10 protein-coding genes are annotated in these 12,422 nt (G+C 36.0%); 3 read left to right on the top strand and 7 right to left on the bottom strand.

Annotation, left to right across the window (positions count from 1 at the left end; all coding sequences use genetic code 11):
• A complete protein-coding gene (locus tag AB1410_01125; protein ID MEW6455301.1) occupies nt 1-699 on the top strand; it encodes a YIP1 family protein in 699 nt (232 codons plus the stop codon).
• 350 nt (nt 700-1,049) lie between these two features.
• Here the strand turns inward: AB1410_01125 and lptB are convergent, their stop codons facing one another.
• Nucleotides 1,050-1,784 (bottom strand): LPS export ABC transporter ATP-binding protein, encoded by a 735-nt coding sequence (lptB, locus tag AB1410_01120; GenBank protein MEW6455300.1) that lies wholly within the window; start codon nt 1,782-1,784, stop codon nt 1,050-1,052.
• Nucleotides 1,785-1,828: 44 nt separating this feature from the next.
• On the opposite strand from lptB, the gene AB1410_01115 reads away from it, so the two are divergent.
• On the top strand, nt 1,829-2,686 hold the full coding sequence (locus tag AB1410_01115; GenBank protein ID MEW6455299.1) for a DUF1848 family protein: 858 nt from the start codon (nt 1,829-1,831) through the stop codon (nt 2,684-2,686).
• A gap of 237 nt (nt 2,687-2,923) precedes the next feature.
• Here AB1410_01115 and AB1410_01110 read toward each other — a convergent pair whose 3' ends face one another.
• The 5 genes from AB1410_01110 to AB1410_01090 form a co-directional block, all read right to left on the bottom strand.
• Nucleotides 2,924-3,841, bottom strand: a complete 918-nt coding sequence (locus AB1410_01110) for a bifunctional 5,10-methylenetetrahydrofolate dehydrogenase/5,10-methenyltetrahydrofolate cyclohydrolase (GenBank protein ID MEW6455298.1) — start codon at nt 3,839-3,841, stop codon at nt 2,924-2,926.
• A 340-nt stretch (nt 3,842-4,181) separates the two neighbouring features.
• Nucleotides 4,182-5,495 carry an amidohydrolase family protein gene (locus tag AB1410_01105; protein MEW6455297.1) on the bottom strand — a complete coding sequence of 438 codons (1,314 nt, stop codon included), beginning with the start codon at nt 5,493-5,495 and terminating at the stop codon, nt 4,182-4,184.
• A gap of 8 nt (nt 5,496-5,503) precedes the next feature.
• Nucleotides 5,504-6,829, bottom strand: coding sequence for an amidohydrolase family protein (locus AB1410_01100; protein MEW6455296.1), 1,326 nt, complete (start codon nt 6,827-6,829; stop codon nt 5,504-5,506).
• A gap of 14 nt (nt 6,830-6,843) precedes the next feature.
• Nucleotides 6,844-8,595: an amidohydrolase family protein gene (locus tag AB1410_01095; protein MEW6455295.1), complete on the bottom strand. Its 1,752-nt coding sequence runs from the start codon at nt 8,593-8,595 to the stop codon at nt 6,844-6,846.
• A 128-nt stretch (nt 8,596-8,723) separates the two neighbouring features.
• Entirely contained in the window at nt 8,724-10,088 is a 1,365-nt protein-coding gene (locus tag AB1410_01090) for an NAD-dependent succinate-semialdehyde dehydrogenase (GenBank protein ID MEW6455294.1), read from the bottom strand.
• Between the two features lie 199 nt (nt 10,089-10,287).
• Between AB1410_01090 and AB1410_01085 the strand changes: the two genes are divergently transcribed.
• A complete protein-coding gene (locus tag AB1410_01085; GenBank protein MEW6455293.1) occupies nt 10,288-10,683 on the top strand; it encodes a secondary thiamine-phosphate synthase enzyme YjbQ in 396 nt (131 codons plus the stop codon).
• A gap of 75 nt (nt 10,684-10,758) precedes the next feature.
• On the opposite strand, the gene AB1410_01080 is transcribed toward AB1410_01085, so the two are convergent.
• Complete coding sequence (locus AB1410_01080; protein ID MEW6455292.1) at nt 10,759-12,411, bottom strand: GWxTD domain-containing protein; 1,653 nt, start codon at nt 12,409-12,411, stop codon at nt 10,759-10,761.
• Between the last annotated feature and the right edge of the window lie 11 nt (nt 12,412-12,422).

Here is a 12,422-nt window from a genome sequence, read left to right as displayed (position 1 = left end):
ATGAACAATGGATTCTCTCGATTTATGGGAATTTTTTTTGAACCTGTAAAAACAATGCAGAGACTTCATGAAAAATCACCCTGGTATGAACCATTTATAGTAATCTTGATTACTTCAATTATTTTTGCTTACATCACCTTTCCCATCCAGGTTAAAGACAGGGTAGAAATGATAAAAAGTAGCACAAAACTATCGCAAAGAATTACTGAGGAACAGCTGGAAAAGATAGCAAATCCAGGAGAGAAAAGTAGAATCATTCAAACTCTGATAAATTCACTTATAGCTTTAATATTTCCATTTCTAATCTTCACAGGTACATTAACGATAATAATTAAGATGCTTGGAGGTGAGGGAAGTTTTAAAGAATTCTGGTGTGCTACTCTTTATTCCAGTTATATAGACTACTTTTTAGGAAGCGGGGTTAAATCTGCTCTCGTCATGCTAAAGAAAACTTATCTCACTGTTTCAACAGGAATTTCGATTTTTTTCCCAGCACTTACATACAAAGACCCCATCTATCATGTTTTAACCTTTATAGATTTTTTTACAATATGGTCATATATAGTGCTCTCTTTTGGGGTTTCTAAATTTACGAAATTTTCTCTTAAAAAATCCCTGATAATTCTCGGGATAATTTTTCTTTTAAGACTGGCAATTTTGAGTATCACAACAATTCTTTCCTTCAAAATATACAGTTAGCATTAGAAAAGATTAACCAAGTATAATTATGGGCAGCAAGGGTGGCGAAGAAAACTTAATTAAAAAAAGAAGGCAACCATCTTCTGAGCGATATATCGACGAGCATCTAAAAATCTGCGAAGTGAGTGAGAATAATCTCCTATATTTTAGATCAATGGAAGAGAAATGATGAAATGAACGGGAGCGAGAGAGGATTTAAAAGATGAGAGAAGATAAGACTCTAAGGGATAGGAGATTATTTGAGCGAACGAGCTTAGATTTTGATGCGAGGAGATCCTGAGCGAAGGGGATGGTTGCCTTCTTAATAAGTGTTTTCGAAGTCACCCTTGCTGCCCAAATTTTTAAACGATTTATATTTCCTGGCCGAGTTTGAAATTTTCGCCGAGAAATATTTTCTTTGCTTCTTTATTCTTGGATAGTTCTTCAGGCATTCCTGAAACTACAACCTCTCCCTCATGAATAATATAAGCTCTATCAGTAACTTCAAATGTATCTCTCACGTTATGGTCAGAAATAATCACCCCTATTCCTTTCTCCTTTAGAAAAAGAATAATTTTCTGGATCTCTGTAACTGTAAGGGGATCTATACCTGAAAATGGCTCATCAAGAAAGAGAAAAACAGGGTTCAATATTAATGCTCTTGCTGTCTCAAGTCTTCTCTTTTCCCCACCAGAAAGAGTAAAAGCAGGCTGTTGTAAAATATCTCCTAAATTAAAATCTCTTATCAGATTTTTTTTCTTCTCAATCTTTGATATGTAAGAAAGTTTAACTGTTTGAAATATCATTTCAAGATTTTCTTCCACTGTTGCTTTTAAAAAAACAGAATGTTCCTGGGGAAGATAAACCAATCCCTTTCTTGCTCTCAAACTCGATGGAAGATAAGTATAATCTTCTTCATCCACATAAATCTTCCCAAAATCGGGCTTTATCAGCCCGACAATAATTTGAAATACAGTTGTTTTACCTGCTCCGTTTCTTCCTAAAAACCCTACAACCTCACCTGAATTTATCTCTAAGCTTACATTGTTGACAACCCTTCTGCCAGAAAAATTCTTAACTAAATTTTTTGCATTAAGCTTTGACATTGAAAACCTTTACTTTATAATCTAAAATCATAAGAAGAAGTAGAATGAAAGTCAAGGAACATAGAATTATAAGCGCTTCAAGAAGAACTGATTTAATTGCTCATTTCCCTGATTGGTTAGTAAATTCATTAAAAAATAGAAAAGCGATTGTAATAGGACCCTACAAATACTCTTATGTTGTAGATCTAAATCCCTCGAATACCCATACAATAGTTCTCTGGAGCAAAAATTTTAAAAATCTTATCGAAAATAGGCATAACTTATTAGATTTATTAAAAGAATATGCCCAACTGTATTTTCTTTTTACAATTACTGGTCTTGGAGGCACCAGAATTGAACCTGGAGTTATTCCTTTGTGTGAAGCTTTAGCCCAGATTGATAGATTGGTAGAAATTTCTCAGCTTCCTGAAAGAATATCTATAAGGTTCGACCCGATAATTTACTGGAGAGAAGATGGAGGAGTAAAAAGCAATCTTACTTATTTTGAAAAAATTATATCTGAAATTTCAAAATTTGGAATAAAAGATATAAGACTGAGTTTTGTTCAATATTATCCAAAGTGTATCAAAAGAGCTAAAAAATTAAATTTAGATTATGTAGATCCTCCTGAAGAAGAAAAGTTAAAGGACATCTATGAAATTGAGGAAACAGTATATAAATACAATATTAATATTTTCTCCTGTTCCCAACCATTTTTGGAAAAAATCTCTTTTATAAAAAAATCTTCCTGCATCGATGGAAATTTTCTTAGCAAAATCCACCCTGAAAAAAAACAGGCTATTACGAAAAAAGACCCATCTCAAAGAAAAGAATGCGGTTGTACTGTTTCAATAGACATAGGTAGCTATACTCAACCATGCCCGAATGCATGTATTTATTGCTACGCCAATCCGAGAATCTAAATGCCCTCTCTTTTCTCCTACAATTATTAATACAAACGAATTAAATAAATTGACATGTAGGGCAAGGCTTTAACCTTGCATTAAGCAACCCCCGAATCAACCCATGAAACAAGTTCAGGGCAAGGTTTGGGGCAGGCTCTGAAGGGTTGCCCTACAAATTATTTATTGCGTTTGTATTAGGTGAGAAGGAAGGGTGGCGGAGAAACCGAAGGTTCCTGAGAACCGCCACTTCAGAATTTATAAATTTTCTCTTTTTCTAAAGGATTCCCAGGTATTTTTTAAAAGCATTGCAACTGTTAAAGGTCCAACTCCTCCTGGAACAGGGGTAAGGAATGAAGCTTTTTCTATCACCTCAGGGTGAACATCTCCAACAAGAGTGCTGCCTTTTTCTTTAATCTGAACTTCTTTTTTCTCATTATCTCCACAAATTCTTTTAAACTCAGCCAAATCTGTTATCTGATTAATTCCGACATCTACAACAACAGCACCCTGTTTAACAAAATCTTTTCTGACAAAGCATGGTTTCCCGATTGCCACAATTAATATATCAGCAGAACTTGTCACATCTTTTAAGTTCTCTGTCTTTGAATGGCAGAAAGTCAAAGTGGCGTTCTCATTTAGTAACATCAACCCTAAAGGTTTTCCAACGATAAAGCTCCTTCCTATTATAACTGCCCTCTTTCCTTCTATCTTTATGTTGTTTCTTTTCAATAGCTCTAAAATTCCAAAAGGAGTGCAAGGTCTGAACCCTGGCTTTGCATAGAATATTCTACTAACATTATCAGGGTGAAAACCATCCACATCTTTATCAGGGCTTAAAGCACTTATTATTTCAAGGGTATCAAGATGAGAAGGGATTGGAAGCTGAACCAGAATTCCATCTATCGCTCTATTATCATTCAATTCATTGATTTTATTTAATATATTTTCCCTTGTTTCATCTTCAGAAAATTTTACAATCTCTGACTTGATTCCAATTTTCTCGCATTCCCTTTTTTTTATGTTAAGATAAATTTTTGATGAGGGGTTCTCACCTATTAAAATTCCAACTAAATAAGGAGGCCTTTTGATTTTTTCCTTATAGGATTCTAATCCTCTCTGAATTTCTGCCTTAATTTCTTCAGCTAATAAATCTCCTCTCAGCCATTCTCCCATCCTGCAATTTTACCTGTGTTATCTTCCCTCCGTCAATTTTATTTTATGATAAAAAAATGGAATCAATTATTTCATTATATACCAGAAATTACTCTAATTTTACTGAGCAGCAAGGGTGGCGAGAAAACCGTCACGAATGTGGAGCGGGCATGGTTTCTCCTGAGTTTACTCAGGAGAAGAGCGAAGCATGAATGCTCCCGCACTAACTGTATTTATTCCAAAAAAATTAAGTGATGGGAGTAGAGATATTATGAATTCCTTAACTTAGGTAATAATAAGTTAGTGCGGGACTGGGGAAAATACAGCGTGTTTTCGAAGTCACTCTTGCTGCTCAAATTTTTTATCGGCTAAAAAACTTTATGGAAGGTCTTTTTCTGAATTTCTCATACAGTTCGATATGCTTGCTTGTAAGAGGAAGTTTCTGCCCTTTTATAAAAAGATGTTTTGTTTGTGTTCTCATCTCCAGAGGGTCTCCATCTGTCAAAATTATGTTGGCTATTTTCCCTTTCTCCAAGCTCCCAATTTTATCCTGAACCCCGAAAATTTCAGCAGGATATATCGTTATGCCCTTCAGGGCTTCTTCTTTTGGAAGCCCATAGGCAGAGGCAGTTCCAGCCTGATAGGGAAGATTTCTTACATCGCTTGCGCTTTCAGTGGAAAATACTACCTTTACCCCTGCTTTATTAAGAATTGATGCATTGGCGTATATTGCATCATAAGGTTCCTTTTCTCCCGGAAGAGAAAATAGAGAGCTGAGTATCACCGGAACACCTTTTTCTCCTATAAATTTTGCACACTTCCAGCCTTCAGATGCCCCACTCAGAATGAGCTTCATTTTATATCCATCAGCAAGTTCTATTGCTCCTTTTATCTCCTTTACTTTATCTGCAGAAATTACAACAGGAATTTCTCCTTTTAACGCAGGAGCCATAGCTTCCAGGATCAAGTCTTTTTCAGGAATTGAGCCTTTTTTATCCTTATTGTATGCTTCCCAGATTTCAATGTATCTTTTTGTTCTATCCAGAAATTCTTTCAATTCTTTCAATTGCTTTTGAGCCACTGCTTCGTCCTGGGGCTTTTCTCCTGGAGCTCCGAATCTCCTTCTCTCAATAACTCTTGGATATGAAATGTGAATGGCAGCTGGAGATTTCAACACCATCTCTTCAGGAGTCCAGCCTATTAAGTTTACAAGAGCGCTCTGTCCTGCTATCGTGCCTCCTCTCGGAGAAACAAGAACAGTTGCAATTCCATTAACCCTTGTAACTGGAATTAACTCACTATGGGGATTTATCGCAACCTCAGCTTTTATATGGGGCTTAAAATTTCCAATTTCAAAGGTATCAACTGTTGCTCGAACAGAACCTATTTCAGAAAGACCGAGAAAAGAGGAGGAATCAATTAGCCCTGGATAAACATATAGACCTTTTGCATTTATTATTTCATACCCTTCTGGAACTTCCAAATCCTTTCCTATTGCTTCAATTTTGTCGTCTTTAATAAGCAATATACCATTTTCAATCGGAGCCGATGTCACCGGGAAAATATATGCATTTACAATCGCATATCCCTTATTGCCTTCCGAATAAACATAATTTATCAGTATTAAAAGAAAGCATAATAATCCAATGAATTTAATAGAAATTTTTCCTTTCATCTTCCACCTCACTTTTTCTCTTTTTCTTTAGCCATCGCAAGGGCTTTTTCAGCGGTTATAGCTTTTTCTATGTCAAAATAAACCTCTCCCTCAATTATCGTCATCAAAACTTTTGAATAGACGCTCAAGGGATGTCCATTAAAAATAGCCAAATCTCCATCTTTCCCAACCTCAATACTTCCACATCTGTGGTCAATTCCGAGCATCTTTGCAGGATTTATTGTAATTGTTTTGAGAGCCTCTTCTTCACTTAATCCTCCATACTTCATGGTTTTTGCCGCATCCTGATAGAGTCTCCTCACTCTTTCATCTGAATCTGAATTAACTGTTACAGCAACTCCTCTTTCTGTAAGAATGGCTGCATTGAAGGGAATTGCATCAAAAGCTTCGATTTTATAAGCCCAGTTATCAGCAAATATCGAGGCAACTGTTCCATGTTTTGCAATCTCATCGGCAACTTTGTATCCTTCAAGACAATGTTCAAAAGAGACAACCTTTGCTCCATACTCATCTGCAGTTTTAAGCATCATCAAAAGTTCATCAGCTCTGTATCCATGGCAAACGATCCCAAGGTTTCTTTTTAATATATCAGCCAGTGCTTCTAATTTTAAATCTCTTTTTGGGGGAAGGGGTGGAATTTCTCCCTTCTTTAAAGATGACTTTTTCTTCTGGTATTCATCCCATTTTTTCATGTACTCTAAAGCATGATTGAAAGAATCTCTTATAACAAATTCTATCCCCATTCTTGTATTGGGAAATTCAGGGCCTCTGGGCATAGGAAAATTAGACTTCTTTGGATTTTCTCCGAGGGCAAATTTTATTCCCTGCATTGAATCTTTAACTAAAAGTTCTTCAGGCGGCTTCCCCCATTTTAGTTTTATAACAGCATTATGTCCTCCAATTACATTTGCACTTCCATGAAGAGGTTGAACGCAGGTGGTTCCTCCTGCCAGTGCTCTGTATATCGCAATGTCATCATGTTTTATCACATCCTGAATGTTTACCTGGGGAGTTACCTGAGAAGTTGATTCATTTATTCCTCTGTCGATTGCCATGTGAGAATGGGAATCGATTATGCCTGGCATTACATACTTACCTGTTGCATCGATAATTTTAATTCCCTCAGGTGGCTTTAAATCTTTACCAACTGCAAAGATTTTTCCATTCTTTATCAAAATAGAACCACCTTCAATCTTTCCCTTTGTAATCGTAAGAATAGTCCCCTTAGAAATAAAAAGGTTATCACCGGCTGATTTTTCTTCTGCTCTTACCCAAAAAAATGAAAATAAAATAAATACAATAAATAAAATATATTTTGATTTATTTTTTCCCATTTTCATCTCTCCTTTTAATTATTTCCAGCACTTTCAAAAAGTAAATTTAAATTGCCTGGACGGGTTGCTTTCCATTCTGCAGTGCCCATTGGTCCAAGGTCTATCGTCCCAGTTATAGAATTTCCCTCTACTTTTCCAGAGAAAAAAACTTCCATCGGTGGGTCAGTCGTTGGAATAAGTATTGAAAAACTGATTTCATTTCCGCTCACAACTCCATTACTTATCTGTGTTATTCCCATCTGACTTTTAAACTCTCCTGATACATCAGACCCTGATTGAGTAAGAGTCATCGTAGCAGACATCTCACCCCCTGGGGACATTATTGAAACATTCCATGTTCCTGTTACATCAACCGTGGGTGGCTTGATTCCCTCTTTTTTCACGGCTTCTTTAACTTCAATCTCTTTTCCATCGATAAATAAATATTTTAAAGTTGTATCTTTTTGAAACAACTCTCCCTTTGTAACCACTATGTTTGCTATCTTCCCTTTTTCAATGCTTCCAACCTGGTCAGAGATTCCGAATATCTCAGCTGGATAAATTGTAAATGCTTTAAGAGCTTCTTCCGCAGGCAATCCATTCTCGATTGCCTTTGACACATTCTTCATGATATCTCCGTACTGTTTTAACCCATATCCAGTAAAGGCGAACTTAATCCCTGCTTTGTGAAGGGAAGCTGCATTTCCATAAATAAGCTTCCAAATTTCCTCGTCTTCTTTCTTCTCCTCTTCTTTTTTCTCCTCCTTTGCCTCTTTCTTTATGGAAGGCTTTTTTTCTTCTTTTGGCTTTTCCTCTTTTTCAATCGGAAGGTCAACCTTCAAAAGAAAACTGTATCCAGTTGTATCTTTTGGTTCTGGAAAATTAAGGCTTAACAATACAGGTCTTTTCTCTTTCTTTAATAAATCTAAAACTCTCCACCCCTCTGTAACTCCGCTCAATAGATAGTTTAAATTGAATTCCTTCGCAATTTTGATAGATCTTTTTATGTCATTTTCTTTGTTTACTGAAAAAATTATTGGCATTTTTCTGTTTAAAGCTGATTGAAGAGACTCAAGAGGTTTGTTATAAACAGGTCTTCTTATCCCTTTTTTGTATTTGTTGTAATACTCCCATTCTTTCTGATAATAATCAGCATCAATAAAAGTCTGTCTGATAAAAGCTAAAACACCCATCAATGTTGAAGGGTACGCCCCTCTTAACATGTTAAATTCAAGATTAATACCTGCAGGAGATTTTAGAAGCATTTCTCCAGGAGTTTCTCCAGCTAAATTTATTATCGCGCTCTGACCCGTGAAAACTCCCTGGGCTAATGCTGACAACGTTGTTGTAATACCTAAATTTCTTGCTGTTGATATGTTCGGAGCTTTTGGGTTCAAACTGTCAATTACAAACTTATCTGCATTCAAAGGTTCTATTTTTTCTCTCTCTTCAATTGGCTGACCAGAAGGTGGAACCTCTTCTGCCTTTGGTTTTATCTCTGAGATTCCAATTGTGGAATGGGAATCAATCAATCCTGGATATACGTATAAATCTTTTGCTTCTATTATTTTGGCTCCAGCAGGGATAGGAATGTCCTTTCCAACAGCTTCAATCAACCCATTCTTCAAAATTACAGTTCCATCTTCTAATATTCCTTTTGTCACAGTAAAAATTTTTCCACCTTTAATAGCTATTACCTCGTCTGCTCGGGCTGAATAGCCATTAACTAAAATAAAAAAACAAATACACAAAAGAACTAACATTTTTATATATGAAGGAATCTTCATACCCCCTCCTTCTTAAGATTTTGCATTAAATATAAAGTATGAAAAAAAATAATGATATAACCTGATAAAATTCATTGTCAAGGAATCATCGGCTCATTGTCAAAAAAGTTGACGATAAGGTATAAAGGTTAAGCAATCCATACTGACTTAATGTTTACAAATTCTTTAATCCCATAATGGGACAATTCCCGGCCATAGCCTGATTTCTTAACTCCACCAAAGGGCAGGCGTGGGTCTGATTTTACCATAGCATTAATAAAAACCATTCCTGAATCAATCTTCCTTGCTAACTCTTCAGCCTTTTTCAAGTCTTTTGTCCATAGACTGGCTCCCAGGCCAAACCGTGTGGCGTTAGCTATCCTGATAGCTTCCTCTTCATCCCTTACCTTGATAACAGCCGCAACTGGACCGAAGGTTTCCTCTCTATAAACCGGCATACCTTCCCTTACATCTGTCAGAACTGTAGGAGCATAATAGAATCCAGGTCTATCCAACCTTTTTCCTCCGGTCAGGAGTTTTGCTCCTTGAGCTATGGAATCCTGGACTTGTTTATCTAACTCCAGTAGCAGGTCTTTCCGGGCAAGGGGTCCAATCTGAGTATTTTTATCCAGAGGGTCACCAACCTTTAACTTTTCAATATTCTCGGTAAGTAGTCTTTCAAACTCTTTGGCCTGTTCTTCAACTACAATAAATCTCTTGGCAGCGATGCAACTCTGTCCTGTATTGGTCGTTCTGGCCTGAGTCCCTACACTGGCACAAACATTAACATCTGCATCATGAAGGATTATGAACGGATCGCTTCCCCCTAATTCCAGAACAGTTTTCTTAATCTCCCTGCCTGCTATTTCTGCTACCTTACTTCCAGCATCTTCACTGCCAGTAAGAGTTACTGCTTTGATCTTATCATCCTTTATGACATCTCCTACCTTCTCTGAACTTATCAACAAAGTTGTAAAGAGATGGGGTGGAAAGCCAGCTTTCTGGAATACTTCTTCTATGGCTAAAGAACAACGCGGGACGTTAGAAGAATGCTTTAAAAGGGCCACATTGCCAGCCATCAATGCCGGCGCTGCGAACCTGAATACCTGCCAGAAAGGGAAATTCCATGGCATTATAGCAAGAATAACACCCAGGGGTTCAAAACAAACGTAACTCTTGCTCGCATCAGTTTCTATCAGTTCATCCTTTAAAAATCTTTCTGCATTCTCTGCATAGTACTCACACACCCAGGCGCATTTTTCTACCTCAGCAATGGACTGGATAATGGGTTTACCCATCTCCTCGGTTATAATTCTTCCATAATGCTCCCCATGTGTTCTTAATTGATACGCAACTTTTTTCATTAAATTGCTTCGCTCCCTGAAAGATGTTTCTTTCCATAGAAGAAATGCCTCCCAGGTCTTTCCTGTACTTTCTCTTATCTCATCTAAAGAATGTTCCTCAAAGGTAGCAATTAATTTTCCATTAGCAGGATTAATAGATTGCAGGATCATTTATCCTCCTCCTCTAAAGGGAGATTACATATTTAGTCTTTATCAAAGCAAAAAATTGATGTCAATAAACATAAAAATATTAATTAAAACTTCATTTTTTAGAAATATTCATATAAAATTTTTTTATCAAAGGGTACTTAATTGTATTTCAGGAGATATAATTTATTAATGAAGTGAAAAAAATTAAAATTATTGACAGATGAAAATACTTGAAGTCAAAACAAGGGCAAAAGAAGAGTTTGTGGATATAACTCCTCTTGTCCAGAAAGCAATTTCAGAAGATGAGGTTAAGGAAGGACTCTGTATAGTATTTATACCTCATACAACTGCAGGGATTACGATAAATGAAAATGCTGACCCTGATGTTGTAAGGGATATTCTCTATGGTCTTAGAAAAATTGTTCCTGACAATGCTCCATACAGCCATGGAGAAGGAAATTCTCCAGCCCATATAAAAGCAAGCATTCTAGGTCAATCTGAAATTATTTTGGTCAAAGATGGCAAGCTGGCGCTTGGAACATGGCAGGGAATTTTTCTTTGCGAATTCGATGGTCCACGCACAAGAAAAGTTTATGTCTCCGTTCACAAAAAATAATTTGTTTTGTCTTGTTCCTCTGTCATTTCATAACGCAATAAAATAGTATCACACATTTAAAGAAAATTTAAGAATTTATTTCCAGATTTTTGAAATTATCCACTGTCTGGGAACTCTTTCTTTCTGTATTGAAAACTCCTCCTCCTTTGAATCAATTACCTTTTCTTTTTTAAAAAAAGTTACAATTATTGTGTATTTTCCAGGAGAGAATTTCTCAAGAGAGAGCGATTCAAATACATTTAAAAGAGAAGGAGTATCCCAGATCTCTAAATCTTTTCTCCATAAAGCCTCATCAGATTTGTTTATCTTAAGCACTAATTTCAAGTTCTCCTCATATCCTTCTTTTTTCCTTAGCTGGGTGAATATGATGAGTTTATCTTTCTCTGAAAATAAATTTTCAATTGAAGGATAGATTCTCTGATTATCTATTTTAAATGGTTTTTTTACATCCTTTTCAGTATCTTTTTTTATATCATATCCTAATACCAAGTTGTTTATTCTTTCTTCTTTATCCTCTATGAGGATTACCCTTTCAAAGGGAACAAATTCTTTTGAGACTGTGTTCTGAAAGAGAATATTCAGTATATATTTTCCCGGAGAAAGGGGCAGAAAACTTTCATAGGAGAAAGGATGTGTTCTTGCTATTTTTATGTCTTTTTTTGTAAGCTCAATTGAAGATTCTTCATCTATCTGGTATGTTGTTTTTCCATCCTGAGTTTTAATTGTTCCGTTTACTCTCCAGTGGGCGGAGTATTTATCCTCATAGGAGATTAAAGAGAGGGATTTTGGGGAAAATGAGTAGTGGAGAAAATAGTTTCCTTTTTCATCTTCTATCATTTCTGTTTGAAGTGTTCCTGAGATTAAATTTACTGAGTAATCTACCTCCACCTTTCCTTCAGTCTTTAAGAATTCATCTACATATTCATCTTTTATGAGCTTATGAGGATAAAGTGGAATGTTTGCTAGCAATTTATCCGATTCCATAGGACTTTTTATCTTTCCTCCTGGTTGTGGTATAAGAGATAGTGATGCTAAATAGAGGTCATAATCTATTTTATGTAAGGGATCGAAATCGCGTTTTAACTTTGTTAGAACCGGTTCTGTTAACAAGATTTCATCTTTAATCAATCTTTCTCTTCCATCGACCGTTGGGCTGTAAAGTTTATATTCTCCTGCTCCAAATCTTCTATAAAAAAGTATATAAAAGAAAGGTTCAAGACCAAGTCTTACATCTCCAGAGTAAAACCATAACTCGCACGGATAAACCTCTTGTTCTGCATCGAACCTTTTCCTCTCAATTGGTTCTCCCAATATTATATATATTCTTCCCTGGTCAGTCATCCATCCAGGTCTTGAGGCGTGCCTTCCAAACCATTTATTTGCATAATCTATTCTTCTGTAATGTTCCTCTTTAAATTCATTCTTTGGAGTTCCAGATGTTGGGTCTCTCTGTCTCCAGAACTCCTCAATAAATTTATCCCTCATTTCATCAGATTCAAGTTTTAAAAATATCTCCCTCTCCTTTGGTGTTATAATGTAAACTACTTCCTCATCGAGCCATTTTTTGTATTTTGGTGGAAGGGTTTTCTTCTCTTCTGAGTAGATAATTCCAGGGCAAAAATAAAGAAAGCAAAGGATTGAAAGAATTATTACAATTTTATGTTTGTATTTTTTATTTAAAAGAAAATTTAAGGATTTTCTCTTCTCTGAATTGAAATTTTTATCCATTTTCTATTTTT

The sequence above is a fragment of the Acidobacteriota bacterium genome (assembly GCA_040756905.1).
GTDB lineage: Bacteria > Acidobacteriota > Aminicenantia > JBFLYD01 > JBFLYD01 > JBFLYD01.
Note: the sequence above shows the minus strand (reverse complement) of the source record. Positions and strands in the feature narration are given on the sequence as shown.

Coding starts and splice junctions, on each gene's coding strand:
- AB1410_01125 (MEW6455301.1), top strand. CDS start 1: ATGAACAATGGATTCTCTCGATTTATGGGAATTTTTTTTGAACCTGTA.
- lptB (MEW6455300.1), bottom strand. CDS start 1,784: ATGTCAAAGCTTAATGCAAAAAATTTAGTTAAGAATTTTTCTGGCAGA.
- AB1410_01115 (MEW6455299.1), top strand. CDS start 1,829: ATGAAAGTCAAGGAACATAGAATTATAAGCGCTTCAAGAAGAACTGAT.
- AB1410_01110 (MEW6455298.1), bottom strand. CDS start 3,841: ATGGGAGAATGGCTGAGAGGAGATTTATTAGCTGAAGAAATTAAGGCA.
- AB1410_01105 (MEW6455297.1), bottom strand. CDS start 5,495: ATGAAAGGAAAAATTTCTATTAAATTCATTGGATTATTATGCTTTCTT.
- AB1410_01100 (MEW6455296.1), bottom strand. CDS start 6,829: ATGGGAAAAAATAAATCAAAATATATTTTATTTATTGTATTTATTTTA.
- AB1410_01095 (MEW6455295.1), bottom strand. CDS start 8,595: ATGAAGATTCCTTCATATATAAAAATGTTAGTTCTTTTGTGTATTTGT.
- AB1410_01090 (MEW6455294.1), bottom strand. CDS start 10,088: ATGATCCTGCAATCTATTAATCCTGCTAATGGAAAATTAATTGCTACC.
- AB1410_01085 (MEW6455293.1), top strand. CDS start 10,288: ATGAAAATACTTGAAGTCAAAACAAGGGCAAAAGAAGAGTTTGTGGAT.
- AB1410_01080 (MEW6455292.1), bottom strand. CDS start 12,411: ATGGATAAAAATTTCAATTCAGAGAAGAGAAAATCCTTAAATTTTCTT.